We start from the raw sequence: 20,523 nt of genomic DNA, 5'->3' as shown, positions 1-20,523 counted from the left end.
CCACCTATTATAGAAATTCTGCCTTTTTTAATTTATTTCACCTCTCCCAAACAATCATTCATAATAATATAACTATTCTAAGTTATTCAAACTATGTTTATTCGATTCAAGCGCCATATTGTTGAATAACATTAGGTGAATGTAACATGCTGTACATTTAGTTTGTTAAATCTCTCATATTTTTCTTCTTAATATCCCCCTATCAAACACAATCTATCTTGTGTTTATTAAAACTTTATTTGGAAGTAACAAAACTTATCCTTTAGACATAAGGTTTTACCTGACATAATTTCTCTTCGAACACCATTCAAAATTATTTTGGATGGTGTTATTTTTAAACGCTATTATCATATTGCTTTAGTCCAAACACATCTCCATCTTTTAACATTTAATATTATCACTACATTTCGAAGGAGAGATTATTATGTCAAATAAAATCTATAAAACAAAACTTTGCGGGTGTTCTCCAAAGTTAAAATCAGATTGTGTATTTACTACAAGAACTTTTAGAAACACGACTCCTATTCAAATCCCTGACATTGGAACAGCAACACCTTACCCATCCCCCATTAATGTTTTTGGATTTCAAGATAAGATTATAAAAGTAACAGTAAAACTCATAAATTTAAGTCATACCTTCCCACGCGACCTTAATATCTTAGTAGCTGCACCAAATGGGAATAATGCAACAATTATGGCAGATGTCAGTGATGCTAGTACTGTCAACAATATAATCCTAACTCTTGATGACATGGGACCAAATATTTTACCATCATTTGCTACAGCACTCTCATCAGGCACATTTCAACCAGCCAACTACAATGGCGAGGGAGCAGTTTTACCACCTCCTGCGCCTTCGAATCAACCAGGTGGATCAATGTTAAGTGTTTTTAATTTTATTAACCCTAATGGTACTTGGAATCTCTTTGTAGATGATACCGAAATTGCAGATTCGGGCAGTATCACAGGTGGATGGGAAATCACAATAACTACAAGTAATTGCACTCCATAATATTATTCCTAATAATTTTCCCTTCGTAGGAAGGGGGTCTTTTTTAGTAGAACACTACACAACTATCATTGTGTTTACTACAATACAAAGTGCTATTCAAAGAGTTAAAATCGATCTAGTGTATGAACCCTATTACTTATAATTTTATACCATCCTTTTTATGTAACCATTTTTCGAAGCTTTGGATAGATGTTATATTACTTTTTATTACAGCATTGTATATGTAAACGCTAAAAAATACTTTTCGATACTTAGGGTGGTCATGTAAAAGATTTTTTAACTCTAATATAGTTTTTCTATTAGAATCATCAAGTTGCATTTATTTCTTTTACAACATTTTGCTTTTCTTTTACTTCTTCTGAATAGATTGTCCAAATATCAATTTTCCATTGCTGTCCAAATAGGTTTGTATGTACACCCCAATATAAACCACTTGGTAAATGAGGCGTTTGTCCAATCAATTCATTTCTAAAGCTCATTTTAGATGGCTCTAACTTTAGTGTAATTTCTTTGCCTAATTCAAAAAACATATCGACGTTTATTGTGTCTGATTCGAGATAAATATCTAGATCTCTCCAGGTCATTATTTTTAAAGAATAACTTCCACTGACCTGGGGGTTACCGAACTTTTTTAACAAATCGTACAGTCCCATTGTGTATAGTATTTCATCAGATTCCCTCATTATTTCTTTATTTAACTTTTCTAATTCCTAGCTGACTTTGATATGCCTGTAGATTCATCATCATAAATATCATAGGCAGCTATATTAAATGTATAAGTCTCATATTTCCTTGCTATGTCACCAAGGACAGTCGGGTTCTATTAGCCTTTGTTGAGCAGGACAATATTTTCCACTTGCAGCAACAAGAATAATAACTAAAAGAATAAATAACACTAATACAATTGCAGCTCCACTACCAGAGTGTCTTCCATAAGCACTCATTCGAATTCCTCCTTTCTATATATAATGTAATATATATTATGAAAGGATAATCTAAACTGCTTGGATTGATGTTCTGATACAAGCTCACATTTTTCATAGATTAAAACCCCACTACATAAATAGTGAGGTTTTCCGTTGAGGAATTCTATGAGTGCACAATAGTAGGCTGCTAATATATTCTATTTTCTGTAGCTTCATTTGGTATAGACACGTGACTTGCTTGTTTGAAAATGTGCTGTTATACCATTTCATACAAAAAGTAGCGGAAAGGTGAAATTTAATTCCAATCTCTCCACCCCCTAAAAAAGACATAAAAAATACGCCTAATTTGGCGTTATTCTTGAATCGGTGTTCCATCCGTATTTAATGATAATGCGTTTAACTGATCTTCGACTTTAGATTGTAAAATTGATGGGACTTGATTAATGGTTCTTCGTCCATGAACGATCAAAGCGACATAAATATAAACCATGTCTTCACCTCCCTTCATACGTAGTATGAATAGGGCTAATTTAATCAGCATTATGATCAGCATCCAATTTAGTTTGTACGTCTGCTCTTAGATGTTCAGGGACTTGATCAATGGTTCTTCTTCCCTCTTTAATTAGCTTGTAATAAGTATCAATCCACATCAACATCATCCCCCACCCCCTAACGCTAAGACGTCTTCATATACTGACGCTAGAGCATCCATTGTGTTTATTTGATCTTCTTTCATCTGTAAATTTTCTGCCCCACTGTGATTTTCAAATAGTATTATAGAACACATCTTTTGGAAATATTACTCTACCTCTTTTGGTGAACAATTATTTCAAAATTATAAAATTTATACAACTTCTTTTTCAACAATCTGCCCATAAATTAAATAAGCACTAATCTAAGTTACAGATCAGCGCCATATCGTATTATGAGGTCAGTGAGTTTCCTGATTGCCCATTTTTAATAGATTTTTTCTTAAGGCAGTTTGGATAGCGTTAACTACATTCTCGCGCCATATTGTTGAAGAATGAAGTTTTTTTTGGCCAACAGGGACATATACTGAAAATGAGTTACAAGTTTAGAAAAACTATAATTCTTGGTATTCAGGATGATTATGACGCTTACATCCAAATAGATAACAACCTGTTTTAACAGATGTGTCAAATTCCATTACTGGGATAAATCCATTTATAATTTTTTTATACATTTGTTCAAATTCTGCTTTTTCAGTATTAAGCTCTGTTATATAATCCTGTTTCTCTTCTTCTGTCCAATCTTCATCACACTCCTCATTAGATTCCTCTTTTATATTTTTTTCTTTTTCTTTTATTACCTCCTGAAATATCTCAATAAAGTCTGTCCTATTCAATTTTAAAAGTGTATAGATAAATCTACTAACCCATCTAACATCTTTACTGTATCGCTTCCAATTCAAACCATTTAGCAGCCTCATCAAACATTTCTAGTTCTAAATATAAATCAGCTACTTCAATTTCACCAACAAATTCATCGTCATCTTCCTTAAATTTTCCTAGTGTTTCAATTGCAATCTTTGTTTCACCTAGTCTAATTAAACAATAAACATAGCTATACATGGCATAATCCGAACTCTCTGAACCTAATAAAAAATACTTAGAAGCTTTTTCAATTTCTCCAAGATGATAGCAAGCCACTGCGAGGTTATAATTAGCATTAATTGTTGGCTTTATATTAATGGATTGAAGCAAAATACCTTTTGCCTCAATCCATTTTTCTTGCCTTAGTAAAATTTCACCATACAAATTATAGGGAAAGTGAGAGGATGGGTTTAAACTTATAACTTCATCTAATAATATAAGTGCTTTATTATCTTTATATTCTTCATAACAATAAATCCAGGCTAGGTTTGTCAATGATTGAACATCTCTAGCTTCGTCTACTGCTTTTTTAAATAATTTAAGAGAATTTTCATACTCATTTCCTTCTAGCAACCTAATTGCTTCTTGATTAATACTCAAAAAACTTCCACCATCCCACATTATTTATCTGAAAAGAATTTAATTCTGTAAAACATATCTTACTTCACTAACCTACTCCGTTAGTCAAAGTTCATTTCTTTATCACTCTCATTTTAGCATAAGTAACAAACTGTCTTATTCAATAAACAATCTAGACATAATGAAGAAAAGCATCTTATATTTATTTCTGATTTGCGCTAATTTTTTTTAGATAACAATTTGCTATTTGCTCCATTAATTAATCTAGCTAACTGAAATAACTAACATTTCTTACAGTATAGACATCCTTTATAATGAGATGTAAATTTAAGTACATTTTCATATTCCTTTTGAGGATAATATTTGTAAGAAAGGTGGTATAAAGAATGAAGAAAAAATTAATTTCAGTTTTCCTTTTAGTCCTATTTTTAATCCCCACAACTGCAAATTATGCTGAAGATAATTATTACCATCCTGTTAAAAAATCTAATGAAGAACTGATGATGGATTTATTTTTAACCTTACTATTACCTGATATTAATAAAGCTGTTAATAATTATTACAAAGATTATCTCAAAACTAACACCACAGTTTATCCATACCAGATACAAATTGCAAAGATGGAAAGGATAGGAGGATATCGACGATTTGAATTTTTAATCACTATTGAAGTAACACCGGTTGTCGGAGCACATATTTCAGTTGGAAAAGATCAATTAACATTTTACATTTCTAGCGGTAATGTTAAGATGAAAGACTTTAAACATATAGAGACTCACAAGTTGCCTCCCCATTGGCAAGATATAATAATAAAGGAATTACCTTTATAAAGTAAGTGGTCCAGATAATGTGTAGAAAAAGCTAAATTATAATAAAAATAACTATAACTTCATGAAACCACAATGTCCATTGAGGTTACAAAATATCTTGGTTAAACATATTCCTCAAAACATACTGAAAGACGCTCTCCAGTATCATTTCCGAAAAGCGCCATAGTGTGGAAGAAGATCAACCTACGAATGTTATATAGCACATCTATCACATAAAAGCAACCCTTTATTTGAAGAATAGATATCTGAAAATCCAGACTTTTTCTTTCTCTACCACCTCAAATTTACAAAAAAGACAAATCCATTTTTTCAAGTCTTACGTCAAATTTATCAGCCCAACTATGAGTTGATGCCCATAATTCACCTACATTATTTTTTAAGGTTTGCACATCAGTATTTAGGGATAATATCCGACGAATATTTTGTTCAAACCGATGGGGTAATGAATTTAATTTAAAACTATCATTATACATTGTCCGACTGGATAAAAATTTGTGCTTATTTTTTAATCCGACGCAGATTGTTGCCCAATAAGCAACCTGTCTTGCTTCTTGGGCAGCAAGCATTGTATCAGTATCTTTCAAAGTAAAAACTTTATATACATGTTCAAACATGTCAGCCATTGCATCTTTTATTAACATATCAAAATCAGCTTGCTCTTCTACTTCTTTTGCATTTTCCCTTAGATTTTCATATAGATTGGTTGGATCATATATTACTTTACATGTGAAAAGAGAATCACTTTTTACTGACCATTCAATATCAATATTCTTAGCTTTTGACTTCATATTTTCTATGGTACTAAAACTTATTCCCACAAACATTCCTTTATAAAAAAATGGGTACCAGCCGCTTTCTCGTTCCTTTACAATCACTCTTAATTCTAAGTCTGATTCGGGACAATCCATTCCCTTTGCTGTGGAACCCTCAATTGCAACTGAAATAAGGTTATCTTTATACTTGCTTAATAACTCGTTGTATATTTCTTCAGCAATTTGAAATCTATCCTGAGTATTGAATTTATTAGGTTGCCAACTGTTCAATTTATCCACGCCTTTCAAAAAAATGTATACTATCATCGGCAACATAAACCGTTTTTCTTTTGACAGAATCGCACCATTTAGTTGAATACCGATTGAATTTTAGTAGCAACTTCTATTGGTTTAACATCAACTGATGATAACTGATTTATTTCAATCCACATAGGAAGATAAGTTCCTCGATTTCTATTCTTATCTTTATATTCTATACCTTCCCCTGTACCAAATTTCCCTTCTGTTATCTCAGCAAGGAAAAAGTATTGTGTACCATTATATTTAACTTTTGCAAAGCATTCATTTATATTAACCGTTACACCCAACTCCTCTAGAGCTTCTCTTTTTGCTCCATCTTCAGGTGTCTCTCCACTTTCTATTCCTCCACCAGGGAAAACATAATAAACTGAATCTCCAACAACTCTCTTAATAAGACATACTTTTTTATTATCAATTAAAACTACCGAGCCTCTATTTCTCATATTTCCCTCCATGCTAAATATCTATTAACAGCTACATCATAATTTAATCAAACAAAACGCAATGATATTATATCATCGCGCCATATTGTGAAATAACAATTCTCTGATTGATTAGGCATTAGAAAATACTAATAGACTCATTAAACAATGTGTTTAATAACAATTCTACAAAACAATAAGTTTTTTACTATGAATTACTGCTTAACGTTGAAATCTGTATTTCTGGGACTCTACTCCAAAACATACTCAGGAATTTCATTTTTCACAATGGTCTTTATAAAGTCTTTATATGGTTTTGACACCAATTTACCATTTATTTCTGTTTTTATAATTTTAAAGTTTTCCCTAGCGGAAAATCCTTCAGATAATGAAAGTCCTTCACATAAAGTCATTTGTGCGATGAATTGCTTTGTATATTTAATTGCATTATCATATTTTCTATTATCCTTATCAATTAAATATATGAAATTCTTTTGCTTATTTGTTTCAAAATCAATGTAAATCACAGTATAACCTATCACTTCTGTAATTCTTCCGTCCCAATATTCATCAAATTCATCTGAGTCATTTACTCCTAGAATAAAAAAGAATTCAATATTTCGATTTAAAAATAAACGCCTAAATGAATAACTTTCGTGTTCTAGCATAGTAATTCCCCCTTATCTAATTTAGTTCACTAGTAAATACAATATCACTTGTGTTTCCTTTATAGAAAACTATCCTTAACGTATTCCAGATAGCCTTTACTAGCTTCTTGCGCCAGTTTGCTCAAGACTACTTTATTATTATTCAACTTCTTTGTTACTTGAACAAATCGATTTTCTATATCCCAAAATGTATCATATATTTCTTTTCTTCTTTTGATTGAGTAATTTTTGCTGCCAATTTTGCTAGTTCATCTGATTTTTTGAAGTTTGGGGAAGATACAACAACATCATAAAATAGAGACAGAGATTCAGGCGGAATAATAGTAATTCCCCAATAGGCAAGACCATATTCTGGCCTTGTATATGAATGGAAGTAACTCTTCATTATGTTTAAGTTCTTTGAAAGGTCATTAATGAGATCATCATCAACTGCAATACAATTATATTCTTTTGGATCATAGTAGTTATAATCTTGTCTAACATTAAAATTATCGATAATGCCAAACTCATGGATACACGCCATAATATTCAACCCCTCCTATTTTAAATAATTTGTTACTTAAATAACTACGCACATCTGTTTTTCTGTTATTTGGTACTTATTCATTCACTAAGCTGCTTTTACTTTAGAACTAAATAATTCCCCTACTATCTGTACTTCATTCCTAAACTATCCTACTCTTTAGAAAAAGTACATATGTATTCACACTATTTTCTAATTTTAGTACAAATCCACATCTTCGTTATTCAAAAATAATTACTCGAAGAATAAAAAAGACGCATATCTTTATATATCAGATTTGCGCCATATTGTGGAAGATCAACACAACAAAAGGGAGCAACTAGTACTCCCCTGTTTAGATTAGTTTATTGGTTTCGGGTCAACCTCTATTTTTGGGTAACCATATTTATGACCTGCAACTGCATTAAAATACCCTGGGATATCTTTTAGCTTAAACTCGATTAAATAATCATCTGTAAAGGTTTCAACTGTCATATATCCATAATCTACTTTTGCACTTTCTCCCCTTAATGTAGCTTCTGAAATCCAAGGGTAATCTCTGTTGAGTAGGTTAGGATTAAAAGCGTATATGACCAAAGCCTGCTCATGATGATAGCCTGTCGTTAAATTTTTTGTAGGATTATAACTAATCCAAGCTGATCTTAACAATTCTTCTGAGGTACCATACCCATCATCTACATATGATACATGTACATAATCTTTTCCAATGTTATATCTCAAATCATCAAATATTGGGTCTGCACCGATATCCCCCCTTAACTGAAGAGTATGATATTTTGTATAGTCCATCACAATTTATAATATATTGAAACACACCATTAAAGTATTTACACTATTTGTAATAATTTCAATTCTATTTATTAAACTTAATCCTATATGCCATTCGAGAATAACAAATTCTTTATTACTCTCGAAATTCTACAACCCCATAAAATATAAAAATAAGTAGTAAACCCACTACTCAATGGTTTACTACTTCTCCTAAGTTTGTTGACTATATATAAAATGTTCGCTTCCTCGCCAAATTGTGTGGGGTGAACTAATAGTTTAGGAGGTTTTATATGGAGTGTTGGGCACAAATTTCACATATTCCTTCAAGTAATATTTAAATTCCTCGTTGAAATCCGGCTAATCCTTAAATTTCAAAAACTGTTCTGCTAAATAGTTCAATACCTCCTGCAACTCAGGTGGTATGAAACTTCCGCAAAACTGACCGAAATAACCTACTTCTGTTTTAAATTATAAACTTGATTTTTATTCCATTTTATATTACCTTTAGGTATATACCTAAAAGGGTGGTTATGTATGATTTATGTAATATTAGGACTCTTAATGCTAAGAAATTTGACTGTTTATGATATTAAAAATATTCTCGAAAGAGAAGTTTCACCTTTTTATGCTGCAAGTTATGGTAGCATTCAAAATGCCATTAAAAAACTTTTGAAGGAAGAGACGATTACTTACACAGAATGTATTGAAAACGGAAGAGCAAAAAAAATATATCATCTAACAGCAAAGGGAAAAGAAAGTTTTATTTCTTGGCTTAGCTCAGAGATAGACATTGATTCTCCAAAAGATGATGGATTATTAAAGCTTTATTTTTATGGTTTCTTAGAAAATGAAAAACGTATTGATTTATTGGAAAAGTATACAAATGTGTTAAGAGAAAAAATACACAATTATACAGCTTATCAATCTAAAACATTGGATAATAACATACCAGATGGATATGGTGAGATCGCAAAATATCAATTTGAAACTTTGGACTATGCCATAAGGCATTACGCATTTGACTTGGCTTTTTATGAGGAACTCTTAGTAAAAATGAAAGGAGAGCAAAATGAATGAGAAAACATTAAACTATAATGAATACGAATTGTATTACTACACAAGTGGATTAAACAAAAAGGAAACGATTATCTTCCTACATCCAGCTTTTAGTGACCACACTACATTCGTAGATCAATTCACTTCCTTGTCTGACCAATACAATATTATTGCTCTAGACATGATCGGTCATGGTAAGTCTCAGCCTAAAAAAACATCTGATGATATTGGAACTACGATACAACATGTGAAGGAAATTATGGATGAAAATAATATGAAACACTGTCACATCGTAGGTGTATCTTTAGGTTCTTTAGTTGCCCAAGGGTTTGCCGCAAAACATCCTACCCTTGTCAAAACTGTTACAGTAGTTGGTGGTTATAGTATTCATAATTACAACAAAGGAATCTTGAAAGCACAAAAGAAGGAAATCTTAAGCTGGGTTTTTAAAGTATTATTTAATATGGAAGGTTTTAGGCGTTATGTTGCTGAAGCTTCAACCTATAAAAAGCATGCTTATGATCGTTTTTATAAATCAAGCAAACACATCACGAGAAAGTCCCTTAAATACATGCAAGGCATGCAGAAAATATTGATCAAATCTGATGAGCCAGTTCCCTATCCTTTGCTTATCGTTTATGGAGAACATGATTTGGAGAAGGGTATAAACCACGCAAAATTTTGGAATAAACAAAGCCTAGGATCAAAGCTCCATATTGTCAAAGATGCAGGGCATTGTGTGAATATGGAACAGCCAGAGGAATTTAATAAGGTTTTAACAAATTTTATTAAAATGAGAAATATACAATGATAACACTGTGCGGTCGGTCTGAACCCTGATCGTTCTCTTTATTCCCTTTCACACAAAACAAAAAAGACACCTATTGGGTGTCTTTTTTCTCGTAGTGGGGACGCGTATAAATGCTAAATTAAGCATGTACAAAAATGATTGCTTAAGAATGTACATTTTTGTCATCCTGTTTTATTACAAACTTTATATGGAGTGACGGGCATGATAGCCTTCGGCTAACCATTCCTTGATACGACTGAGTTTTTGGCGGTATAGTCATGCCCGTAGAGGATCCATGTTAAGTTGTAATAAACTACCATTATCTAATGTTGAAAGGGTTAAAATCAAATATGTTCATCCTTATACGAGCAAAAATGTATAAATCCAAAATATTTGTTGTTTAACAATATGGCCCTAAAATGAATAACGGCACATATCTATATTTCAGATATTCGCCATATTGTCGAGTAACATTAGGTGAATTTAACATATTGTACATTTAATCTCTTATTCTTTTATCTTCTGAACATCCCCCTATCAATCACAATCTATCTTGTGTTTACTTATGTCACCGTATTTTCACATTCCATAAAAGGTATTTATTGTAAAAACAAAGAATACATTAAACACGGAGGTGACTACATGAATGATATAAATTCATTTGAAATTTATTGCCAAGAGTGTAACTTCTGGTTTGCTTCACCAATTAAGATTTATAATAATATCAAATCATTTGATTCTTCTATGATGATAGGAAACACCGTCACATGTCCTAAGTGTCACGATTTAATAACGTGTAACAAAGGGAACATTCGTTATGATAATAGCAATATTTTTGTTTTAAATGTGCAATGACCAGGGTTTCCCTGGTTTTTGCTAACCACATCTTACCTTGTGTTTACTAAACATTTTGGTAAAATTACCTTATAACTAAACTAGAGGTGATAAATATGAAACTTGAATTTCCTTTGTTTCTTCTAATAGTTTTACTTTTTGGCAATGTTGTTCATTATTTCTCACCAAAGTATGAAGAAATATATTTAATATTAGCCGTTGGAGTTGTTTATCTTATTCTAAAGAAACTAGGCATAATGAAGAAAAATGTCAGTCCAGCATTTGGGATTTCCTTAATATCTATCACCTTGTTTGTTTTCTTTTTGATCCCCGCTCTTTTCATTTATTAGATAAAGAATTTTCTGGTGGGAAACATAACTATCATTAAGTTTCCTTAGCTTTATTTTTTTCTTCAATCCGACGTGCTTCAGCTTTCAATTGAAGTGCTTTTGTTCTAAGATTTCCTGCCCGATCATAATCACCTTTTGCTTCAGCTCGTTTTGACCATGTTTCCCATAGCCCTGCTCTGTCCAAAAGTTTATTTACTTTACTACTCACAACCTCGTATCTCCTTTCGCTAATGGACATAATTGCTATTAAGTCTTAAAAAAACTTGTATGTATTACCTAGTACATACATAAATAATTTGCATAACATAATGTACGGCCAACTACACTCATATAAACCTCCCTGGGCATGCCTCCTTTACTGATCGAAACAGGGAGGTTACATATTTTAAACGCTATATGACAAATATCCAATCTCCCAGTTTTATATTTGCATAAACATATAGTGTCGTATCTCCTTTTTTTCAAATAATGCCTCTCTACTTCCTCCGCGTCCACCGGTCAAGGATAGAGAGGTTTTATTTTTAATCGACTCCATGCTTATTAAGTCTTATAAAAATAATTAATTTGTCTTAGCACATTAATACAAGCTTAAGTAAGAATCTTACATAACATAGAAGTACACCATAATTATCACTCTCTTCCTGTATCCTCCTTTTACGAACAGACAGGGAGAATTTTAAAGATTTGTTATGGCGATTCCTCTGTACTCTCCTTCCGCTTCTGAGTATGGAGGAATTTTTTCATTTTTCACAATGCTTATTTTTTCTATAAAATTATTTATCTTCTAGTACATTCGCACATAACTTATACATAAAGTCCGAATAAAATATTATGTACGGAGACTCATCACATTCCCTCAAACCTCCCTGGGTTATCCTTATGCCTCGAACGGAAAGGGAGGTATATAAGATTTACAAATTCTTCATTTATGGTTTTTCTACAAATGATATGTTACATATGTTGGTTAAAAATAAATTCCCATTGTTTGACTCTGTTTTTAATACACTGTTTGATATCTCAATAAAAGTATGATTATTAAGTTCATCACCACTATTTGTAGAAATATTAATTGTATCCATAGCCATAAAATTATCGTTAATTTCTGTGATCATACCGTTAGTACAACAATCACATGTATTAAATTCGGTAATTGGACTGCATCCGCAACCTTGAGACACATTATCACCTCCATCATTTTAATAAAATAAGTATGTTTTTTAAAATCCCGATGAATAGAGACATGTCCATGTTTTCACACACATTTCTTATATCTCTAGTAGTAGGGTAAGCGCCCAGCGCCTTGACGTATTTATACGATAGGTTTCCAAACGCTCCCCTCCGAACCGTACGTACACCTCTCAATGTATACGGCTCTCCACCTATCAATCTAACTTTCCTGCATGGAGTTTCTTATGGCATGGAACGCACATTGCTAATGTTTTTCTTTTCCTTGCAATCATGATCTGTTCCCATCTTTTTTTTCCTTTTAGGTCTTTAACCTTTTTGACATGATGAATTTCGATAGGAACATTTTCCTTTCCACACCATTCACATTTATTAGCTAACAAACGCTTTATAAGGCTATTTCTCGAAGAGTAGATTAATGTGTTTGGTAATTCGTCCACTTTTGTATTAAGTGGGGTTACAGATTTATAAAAACCTTTATTATAGAACTCCCTACATCTAGTGCCTTTTTTAGTTTCATACGCTATTACGAAAACTCCGTTTTCGTAGTATTTATCAATAACTTTTGGAACACTGGTTTTGTATTTATTTCCAAAGGTTTTAAACATACTGAATTTCATAATGTGTAAAAACCTGTGTAGGTTACTTACATTGTCTGCTAATTTGTAGTAATTATATAAACCAGTTACTTCGCTGTTATAGACACTTAGTATTTCCAAGTCATCTAGATGGGCAAGATAGGTTCTATGAGTAGATTGCCATTTTCCATTTTCGTCGATTTTTAGTGCTTTCATTTCTAACAGTTTCTTTATCCACTTTTCAGTAGGCATTAATAGAAAACATTTCCCTTTTACACTTCTCTTTGGATGATTGCTTTTCCATTCCTTGTTTCTTTGGAATGATTTATCTTGTGAGATTTTGATGTCGTAACCAAGGAATCTAGCTTTTTTTGTGTTATGCGTAATTAGTGTCTTTTCTTGCGATAACTCTAGACTTAGATTCTCTTTAAGAAAGACCGTGAGGTCTGCTTTCACCTTTTCCGCATCTTTCTTGTTACCATTAATGCTGATGATGAAGTCATAATGCTTTTGTTGTGGTCAGATAATTTTTTCTCTTTTTGTCTGTGAGATTAGATTTATCCAATACTTTCCTTATGGTGTAAATTCTCTTGTAGATTCTGAAATACTGTGGATTCTTTGTTCTTTTAACACCCTTGTCAAATTCTTCTTTATACCTGTTCATAAATTCATCCGACTCATTAAGATAAATGTTAGACAGTATCGGGCTGATTATTCCTCCTTGAGGCGTGCCACTGAACGATTTATGGAATTTCCAGTCCTCAAGATAACCTGCCTTGAGAAATTTCCATATTAAATTTATTACTTTCTCGTCCTTTATCGTTTTTCTTAGAATACTGATAAGAGTGTGGTGATGAATGTTGTCAAAGAATCCCTTTATATCCCCTTCAACAAACCACTTCGTTCCATTAAAAATTGCCTTTGTTTGTAATAATGCTGAATGACAACTCTTTTTTGGTCTAAATCCATGAGATTTATCGGAAAACCTTGGTTCGTATATGGCTTCAAGAATGTCTCTAAGCACTTCTTGTACAAGTTTATCGTCACTAGAAGGAATACCTAACGGTCTTTTCCCACTATTACTCTTAGGAATGTAAGTTCTTTTAGCTGGATTCGGCTTAAAGGATTGAGTTTTGATTGAATCAATTATCTTATCAATTCTTTCTAGACTCATTCCATCTACGGTTTTCCCATCCGTACCTGAAGTCATGTTTCCCTCGTTAGCGTAGATTTTTTGGTACGCTTTGAGGTAAAACTCTCGATTGTATAAATTTCTGTATAAGCGTTTAAATGTGTATGTTTGCTCTCTTGATTTTTTTGTTAGATTATTTAACACTACTGTTGGATTTCTCATAGTGCCTCACGCACCTTCCCAAGTTGGAGTTAAAATTGATAGGCTTTCCCTAGCTCGGACTACTACGAGGACTCCGTTACCGTATCGAGTATTCAAACGCAAATTGTTATAGCCCGTACGGGCATCCCGACTTAGGTAATCCCCATTTAGATGGAAAAAAGATGGCATACTGTATTATCGGATGTGATTTTCACTCTTTTCTCACTGATAGTGGATGGTAGGGAAATATCCAAATCGTTCTTGTGCTAAGCCTCATCACAAGCTCATTCCCCTTATAGCAGTTAGCTACCTTACGCTATACGCAGTAATTTTCGCCCTTGAGCTGTCATTCAAGCAGTTTAGCTTTCATCCTTATTACAGCTTTTCGCCTTGCCATTCAGTCGTAACGTGGTAACTCGTTAACTTATGGCTTTCCCAACATGCTACACTCCCCGTCTGGTTTCCCTTTCGGATAAGTTGGGTGGCGATAGGTTTTAGTTTTGGATTTGACCTACATTAATGCTATATAATGAATCTTTATCCACCCTTATGGGCGCACAACAAAATTACTCTTGAGTTTCTTAAAATCTTCATTATCTTTAATTGTAATCAGTCTAAATTCCAATTTTAATTATTGTTCAACAACTCTCCTCATATTATGGTAATAATAATAATTTTGAAGAGGTGATTTGGTGGCTACTGTTGTTATTGATGTGAGCACTCATAGAGTTATCGTTACTTTGTTACCAGCAGGCATTTCAGGTGTTTCTGTCACGCCAAATGGTAAGCTGGCTTATGTTACAAATCTTGATGATGATATTGTTTCAGTTATTGATGTGAAAACTCTTAAAGTGGTTGCTACTATTCTGATTGAGCAAGGTCCATCTGATGTCGCCTTCACACCTGATGGAAAACTCGCTTACGTGATTAATAGTGCCTCTGAACAAGGTAATACTGTTACAGTCATCGATGTGAAAACTCATAGCATCATTGCTACTATTATGGTTGGCCTCAACCCAAATGTTGTCGCCTTCACACCTGATGGCAAAATCGCTTACGTGATTAATAATGCCTCTGAACAAGGTAATACTGTTACAGTCATCGATGTGAAAACTCATAGTGTCATTGCTACTGTTATGGTTGGGCAAGCTCCATTTGATGTCTCCTTTACACCAGACGGAAAAATCGCTTATGTCACTAATAATGGATCTCCTAGCCAATCAGATAATACAGTATCTGTGATTGATGTGAAAACTCATAGTGTCATTGCTACTGTTATGGTTGGGCAAGCTCCTTTCAATGTCGCCTTCACGCCAGATGGGAAACTCGCTTATGTCACTAATGCATTTAATGCCACAGTATCAGTCATCGATGTGAAAACTCATAGCGTCATTACTACTGTTATGGTTGAGCAAGTACCATTTGATGTCACCTTCACGCCAGATGGGAAACTCGCTTATGTCACTAATGCATTTAATGCCACAGTATCAGTCATCGATGTGAAAACTCATAGCGTCATTGCTACTGTTCAAGTTGGGCAAACTCCATTTGATGTCGCCTTCACACCTGATGGGAAAATCGCTTATGTTACTAATGAAGATGATGTTAAAATAACAGTCATCGATGTGAAAACTCATAGTGTGATTGCTACTATCCCTATAGATCTCCAATTAGGAAGGATTGCTTTCACGCCCGATGGAAAATTGGCTTTTGTAGCAGAATTAAGATAAACAATCTAATTAATTTTTAGTAACCACAATACAAAATAAGTCTTATAAATAAAAATCAGTCACGAATTCATCTACATGGTCTTAGCTAATTCTTATATGCCGTGTTGGCTGCTTATCCTACTTATAAAACTTTTAAAATCCCCCTCATAAACGAAGATGGGATTTTGTCATTTTTTACTATAATGGAAACACCCTAATTAAGTCTGTTAAATTCACCAGCAATTTAACCTAATAAACTATTAATCAAAATTACTTGTTATTCAACAATATGGCCTGTTTGCGAAATAATCAAATAAATAAAATTTCTTTTCTTTAAGTATATAATTTCACAAATGAAATTATTTGTTATGTAGTAATGGTCTACTATGCAATACAATCCTACCATCAATTTAATTTACACTTGCCCAATAAGGTATTTTTCATCACCATTAATACCAATACTGATATAACAGTTAATGGAGGTTCTAAATGATTGAAATAAAAAATGTTGCCATATACTGTCTTGTCAGCACAGAAGAACAAGCAAGTGAAGGCTACAGTATTTCTGCACAATTGTAAACCTTACGGCAATATGTTCATCTTTACGGCTGGCAGATCGCTGAAGAATACGTCGATGAGGGCATTAGTGGTAAAGATATTAAAAGTCTACCCGCAATGCAATGAATGATATTGGATGTGGAAAAGGACAAATTCCAAGCTGTACTGGGATGGAAAATATCACGTTTTTCAAGAAATATGTTAGATACTCTTGTGCTACTAGATAAATTTGAAGAGTTTGATGTAAAGTTTTTTCCTACTCAGAAAATTTTGATACTGGCAGTCCCATTGGTCGTCTTGTCGTCCAATTGACGGCATCTATTGCAGAAATGGAAAGAAATACTCTCTCGGAGAACGTCAAGCTGGGCATGACTCAACGAGCTAAAGAAGGTAGCTGGAATGGTGGTGTGGTTTTCGGTTATGATTCTACAGACAAAGAGCTTATTGTTAACCCTATAGAAGCAGAAATTGTTCAACTTATATTTACCTTATATATAGAAGGTAAGGGTCTTAAGGCTATAGCTGATCATTTAAACAAAGCAGGCTATCGGACTAAACGCAGTAAACACTTCTCAATAAATAGCACTGCAACCATATTATATAATACTATCTACAATGGTAAAATCCGCTGGTTACAAGTTGAGAACTGGGATAAAAAGAGAAGACATGGAAGAAATACGAATCCCCTTTTAGTTAATGGGAAACACAAAGCCATTATCTCCGACGAACTTTGGAATATCGTGTAGTCCCGTAGAAAGATTAAGTCTTTTAAGCAGCGACAATCCAACGAGCCGTTCCTTTTAAGTAGCATTCTTCGATGTCCTAGCAGTGGCCAAGGTATACACTTATCCACATATTGTATCTTGAATCCAATTGTTTAAAGGAAAATTCACCTTCAAACCCAGATTCAAAAGATAAAATTTCACATTACATTTTTTTCCTCTATTTGTGGTACGGTCCAGTGTACCATAACTAAATGGGTGTCTAATATGTATGTACGATGTCGTATGGAATATGTCAGATCATTGTATAGAAGAAGTTGGTAACCTAAATCTCATCAATTCAAAGAAAACTTCTCTAATCGTTTCAATATCTTCCTTCATTCCGGTATCAACCCATTTATCCAAAATACTTAACATAGCACCTGCATAATATGAAGGTGCATAGTAATGTGCTGACTCACTTAGGTTCATGAATGCCTTGCAATGCATTTTATGGCCAACATCTTCAATTTCTTTTTCTAAGATTCGTAGTAGACCTGATAATTCTTGATTTTTTAGCATTATAATCAAGTCTATATTTTCATTCCAAATACGGAGATATGTGTCCATAATGTAATTGATAGGATCTATATCATCGTTGAAAGGGTTAAGTTGTTTTTCATAAAGTAATGCAATATGATGACTAATTACTTCTTCTTTTGATTCATAGTTTAAATAAAAAGTTTTTCTTGCCAATTCAGCTCGCTGTACTATGTCTTTAATGGTAATACTCTTATAACTTTTTTCCTTCAAAAGTTCGATTAGCGCTTCTCTAATTAATCGCTGAGATCGTTTAGATAATTCATTCTTAGTCTCTTTCATATCAAACTCCTCATATAATACACATCTTTATAGGGTATGTGTATATTTTTAACATTCTATTGACCAAACAATTTTTCATTATTATACTTCAAATCAAGATATTACACAAATGTGTATACTTTTAACGTTTCAATTCTGTAAATAGCGATTCTATCAAGCTTCAAAACAATAAATTTATTAATGAAAAATACATGGTAAGTAAAAATTGCGTGTAATATTTGAAATTTCTATATGTTTTTGCATAATATATCGAATTGCGATATATCGCACAATATTTCAGGAGGAGATAAAATGAGTAAATTAAAAGACAGCAGTAAATATGCCTATCAAGGATTAGAAACAAATGGTTTTTTTCTAAAGGGAAGTTTACCAAAAGACAAAGCCATAGAGTTAGCGGGCAGGGATTTTTCGTTTCAACAAGTTGAAGACAATAGAGTGGGTTGTGCTTTAATGGTCGTTAAAATAGAGAATATGAAACCGTGGAATATACCATTAGTAAACATCAAATATCCAGAAGCAGCGTGGTTATTAGATAAGGGAAATGGTGACTATTTGGCTGTCAAAGCGCAAACAACACTCTCTATGCTTCCGGCCTTATCAATGTCAGACAACTATAATACAGATATTGGAGACATCTCTCTTAATAAAAATGGTGAGAATGCCAATGTAATTGTGACATCAAGAAAAAATGGCTTCACTGTAGAGTTAAATGAACCGTCAGAAAATACAGAGTTTGATAAGACACTGATAAACAACTTATGGACACGTAATAAAAAAGGCAAATATTATCGCATACCTTGGGCTCCAAATGAAGCAGAAGGTATATACCAAATGAATTGTCAAATAACCGATGATAGCCTTGGAAAAAACGTGTTCGGTCACGAAGTTATGTGGAATGAAAAAGCCATATACTTCATCAATCGTCGGCATAGTTGTGCTCCATCATACGCAGACCAACCATTTAGTGAAGTACAATAATGAACACCAGAAAAACTTAATTAGAGGATAATTTATATAAATCTCTTTACGTTGCTAGAAAATATCCAATACCTTTATAATATGCTAATATCTCATAAAATTTTTAAAAGTCGTCAAACTGACACTCATCTGCTGTTGTTTGCTGAACCCTTCTTAGAGTTATTAATTCAACTAATTAAAAAGGTGCCTGCCCCTAAGAATATTAACATAGTAACATACTAGGGCAGGCACACAATTTTTTATAACTTTTAACAATGGCAAAATAAATCAACCATTCTTCATGAAATTCTGACTTTCTAAGTAATTAAGCACGGTTTGTGAAAATTCATGATGGGATTCTTGCGTATATTTCGCAATGGTATAGACTTCAGCAAGGTTTTTTAATCCCAATTGTTCTGTCATTTCCTTAAGCTTAGGGTTATCCATATAACGCTTCCAACCCTTTTCATCTCTCTCTTTATAAATATCCAAAATATCATCATTTGAATAATCTTGATACTTTTCATAATGAACAAGCCCTTGCTTTGGTAGTCTATCACGTGGAGCAGGGTTTTCTGCCGGGTAGCCTAATGAATACCCAACAACAGGTACTACGTTTGGTGGTAAGTTTAATAGTTTACCAATTTGATCGCAATTAGCTAAAGTTGAGCCCATATAACAAATTCCTAACCCTGCATCTTCTGCTGCTAAAGCACAGTTTTGCGCTACCAACGTTGCATCAATCGCACCGATCATAAAGCTCATGAAATTATCAAAATGTACAGGTGCATCATTAAGCGTCAACCACTTCCTCATGCGATTAAAATCTGCACAGAATGTTAAAAGGATGGGCGCATCCACAACCATGGATTGATCCATATGTGCACTATATAATTTTTTCTTAAGCTCTTTATCTTTTGTAACGATGATCGAGTAAGGTTGCATATTGCCACTAGAAGATGCACGAATACCCGCATCTAATATTTTTTCTAATAATTCTTGACTGACTTCCTTATCTTCATATTCTCTTATGGATCTGTGCCCATGAATAACGTCATTTAACTCCAAAAAGATCACTCCCTCATGACAACTTAGACTTTTTTACTTTTGCTCTTTCTACTAAACTCTTTCCTATTATATATGCCTTCCACCAAAAAAAACAAATTTTCAATAATATTCTACATATTCCGAGGTTATGTAATCAAACTATAGCTTCTTTATAGCGAATTTCAATCTCAACATGTGAATAATAATAATCTACATAGTATTAAATTTCATTTGGAAATTAGAATAATACGTACCAATCCTAATAGATTGACCAACTTCAACTTCCATTGTCATAGCTTCTCTTGTAAAACATGCCACGTGTATCTCATTATTCTCTTTATCTCC

Annotated in this window: 20 protein-coding genes and 3 pseudogenes; 8 read left to right on the top strand and 15 right to left on the bottom strand. The window is 33.0% G+C overall.

Translation table 11 applies throughout. From position 1 onward, the window contains the following. The first annotated feature begins 424 nt into the window (after positions 1–424). Positions 425–1,012 (top strand): RNA-binding protein, encoded by a 588-nt coding sequence (locus V1503_RS20455; RefSeq protein WP_410628964.1) that lies wholly within the window; start codon positions 425–427, stop codon positions 1,010–1,012. Positions 1,013–1,320: 308 nt separating this feature from the next. Here V1503_RS20455 and V1503_RS20450 read toward each other — a convergent pair whose 3' ends face one another. The 5 genes and pseudogenes from V1503_RS20450 to V1503_RS20430 all read right to left on the bottom strand — a co-directional run bounded on the left by V1503_RS20450 (position 1,321) and on the right by V1503_RS20430 (position 3,932). Then, entirely contained in the window at positions 1,321–1,650 is a 330-nt protein-coding gene (locus V1503_RS20450; RefSeq protein WP_410628963.1) for a hypothetical protein, read from the bottom strand. Positions 1,651–1,812: 162 nt separating this feature from the next. Next, positions 1,813–1,956: a sporulation protein YjcZ gene (locus tag V1503_RS20445; protein ID WP_410628962.1), complete on the bottom strand. Its 144-nt coding sequence runs from the start codon at positions 1,954–1,956 to the stop codon at positions 1,813–1,815. A gap of 334 nt (positions 1,957–2,290) precedes the next feature. Next, positions 2,291–2,428 (bottom strand): CD1375 family protein, encoded by a 138-nt coding sequence (locus V1503_RS20440; protein ID WP_410628961.1) that lies wholly within the window; start codon positions 2,426–2,428, stop codon positions 2,291–2,293. 40 nt (positions 2,429–2,468) lie between these two features. Continuing rightward, positions 2,469–2,594 (bottom strand): CD1375 family protein, encoded by a 126-nt coding sequence (locus V1503_RS20435; protein WP_410628960.1) that lies wholly within the window; start codon positions 2,592–2,594, stop codon positions 2,469–2,471. Between the two features lie 428 nt (positions 2,595–3,022). Next, positions 3,023–3,932 (bottom strand): annotated as a pseudogene (locus tag V1503_RS20430) (tetratricopeptide repeat protein). 365 nt (positions 3,933–4,297) lie between these two features. Here V1503_RS20430 and V1503_RS20425 point away from each other — a divergent pair. Then, complete coding sequence (locus V1503_RS20425) at positions 4,298–4,741, top strand: DUF3888 domain-containing protein (protein ID WP_410628959.1); 444 nt, start codon at positions 4,298–4,300, stop codon at positions 4,739–4,741. A 284-nt stretch (positions 4,742–5,025) separates the two neighbouring features. Here V1503_RS20425 and V1503_RS20420 read toward each other — a convergent pair whose 3' ends face one another. The 5 genes from V1503_RS20420 to V1503_RS20400 all read right to left on the bottom strand — a co-directional run bounded on the left by V1503_RS20420 (position 5,026) and on the right by V1503_RS20400 (position 8,216). Beyond that, a complete protein-coding gene (locus V1503_RS20420) occupies positions 5,026–5,793 on the bottom strand; it encodes a kanamycin nucleotidyltransferase C-terminal domain-containing protein (protein WP_410629481.1) in 768 nt (255 codons plus the stop codon). A gap of 68 nt (positions 5,794–5,861) precedes the next feature. Continuing rightward, the gene (locus tag V1503_RS20415; RefSeq protein ID WP_410628958.1) at positions 5,862–6,257 is read right to left on the bottom strand and encodes an NUDIX hydrolase; all 396 of its coding nucleotides are present in this window, start codon (positions 6,255–6,257) and stop codon (positions 5,862–5,864) included. A 230-nt stretch (positions 6,258–6,487) separates the two neighbouring features. Beyond that, on the bottom strand, positions 6,488–6,904 hold the full coding sequence (locus V1503_RS20410) for a hypothetical protein (RefSeq protein WP_410628957.1): 417 nt from the start codon (positions 6,902–6,904) through the stop codon (positions 6,488–6,490). Between the two features lie 175 nt (positions 6,905–7,079). Further along, entirely contained in the window at positions 7,080–7,427 is a 348-nt protein-coding gene (locus V1503_RS20405; RefSeq protein WP_410628956.1) for a short-chain dehydrogenase, read from the bottom strand. A gap of 339 nt (positions 7,428–7,766) precedes the next feature. Further along, positions 7,767–8,216 carry a hypothetical protein gene (locus tag V1503_RS20400; RefSeq protein WP_410628955.1) on the bottom strand — a complete coding sequence of 150 codons (450 nt, stop codon included), beginning with the start codon at positions 8,214–8,216 and terminating at the stop codon, positions 7,767–7,769. A 516-nt stretch (positions 8,217–8,732) separates the two neighbouring features. On the opposite strand from V1503_RS20400, the gene V1503_RS20395 reads away from it, so the two are divergent. Together V1503_RS20395 and V1503_RS20390 are read left to right on the top strand one after the other, a co-directional pair. Next, the gene (locus tag V1503_RS20395) at positions 8,733–9,275 is read left to right on the top strand and encodes a PadR family transcriptional regulator (RefSeq protein WP_410628954.1); all 543 of its coding nucleotides are present in this window, start codon (positions 8,733–8,735) and stop codon (positions 9,273–9,275) included. Beyond that, positions 9,268–10,065 (top strand): alpha/beta fold hydrolase, encoded by a 798-nt coding sequence (locus V1503_RS20390; protein ID WP_410628953.1) that lies wholly within the window; start codon positions 9,268–9,270, stop codon positions 10,063–10,065. The genes V1503_RS20395 and V1503_RS20390 overlap by 8 nt, the downstream gene beginning before the upstream one ends. Positions 10,066–11,262: 1,197 nt before the next feature. Here the strand turns inward: V1503_RS20390 and V1503_RS20385 are convergent. From V1503_RS20385 to V1503_RS20375, 3 genes and pseudogenes are all read right to left on the bottom strand, one after another. Then, positions 11,263–11,436, bottom strand: coding sequence for a hypothetical protein (locus tag V1503_RS20385; protein ID WP_320256987.1), 174 nt, complete (start codon positions 11,434–11,436; stop codon positions 11,263–11,265). Between the two features lie 718 nt (positions 11,437–12,154). Then, entirely contained in the window at positions 12,155–12,406 is a 252-nt protein-coding gene (locus V1503_RS20380) for a hypothetical protein (protein ID WP_410628952.1), read from the bottom strand. Positions 12,407–12,610: 204 nt separating this feature from the next. Continuing rightward, positions 12,611–14,345: pseudogene (locus V1503_RS20375) on the bottom strand (reverse transcriptase/maturase family protein). 671 nt (positions 14,346–15,016) lie between these two features. Between V1503_RS20375 and V1503_RS20370 the strand changes: the two are divergent. The 3 genes and pseudogenes from V1503_RS20370 (at position 15,017) to V1503_RS20360 (ending at position 17,337) form a co-directional block, all read left to right on the top strand. Next, on the top strand, positions 15,017–16,054 hold the full coding sequence (locus tag V1503_RS20370; RefSeq protein ID WP_410628951.1) for a YVTN family beta-propeller repeat protein: 1,038 nt from the start codon (positions 15,017–15,019) through the stop codon (positions 16,052–16,054). Between the two features lie 663 nt (positions 16,055–16,717). After that, a pseudogene (locus V1503_RS20365) lies at positions 16,718–16,929 on the top strand (recombinase family protein); the annotation flags it as partial. 30 nt (positions 16,930–16,959) lie between these two features. Beyond that, positions 16,960–17,337 (top strand): recombinase family protein, encoded by a 378-nt coding sequence (locus V1503_RS20360; protein ID WP_410629480.1) that lies wholly within the window; start codon positions 16,960–16,962, stop codon positions 17,335–17,337. 276 nt (positions 17,338–17,613) lie between these two features. On the opposite strand, the gene V1503_RS20355 is transcribed toward V1503_RS20360, so the two are convergent. Further along, the gene (locus tag V1503_RS20355) at positions 17,614–18,174 is read right to left on the bottom strand and encodes a TetR/AcrR family transcriptional regulator (protein ID WP_320259740.1); all 561 of its coding nucleotides are present in this window, start codon (positions 18,172–18,174) and stop codon (positions 17,614–17,616) included. Positions 18,175–18,465: 291 nt separating this feature from the next. Here V1503_RS20355 and V1503_RS20350 point away from each other — a divergent pair, with 291 nt between their 5' ends. After that, on the top strand, positions 18,466–19,152 hold the full coding sequence (locus V1503_RS20350) for a hypothetical protein (protein ID WP_410628950.1): 687 nt from the start codon (positions 18,466–18,468) through the stop codon (positions 19,150–19,152). A gap of 267 nt (positions 19,153–19,419) precedes the next feature. Here V1503_RS20350 and V1503_RS20345 read toward each other — a convergent pair whose 3' ends face one another. Further along, complete coding sequence (locus V1503_RS20345) at positions 19,420–20,208, bottom strand: nitroreductase family protein (RefSeq protein ID WP_320259742.1); 789 nt, start codon at positions 20,206–20,208, stop codon at positions 19,420–19,422. Between the last annotated feature and the right edge of the window lie 315 nt (positions 20,209–20,523).

It is taken from the genome of Nanhaiella sioensis (genome assembly GCF_046557775.1).
GTDB lineage: Bacteria > Bacillota > Bacilli > Bacillales > SM2101 > Nanhaiella > Nanhaiella sioensis.
The sequence above is the reverse complement of the archived record's forward strand: the minus strand, read 5'-3'. Positions and strand labels throughout refer to the sequence as shown.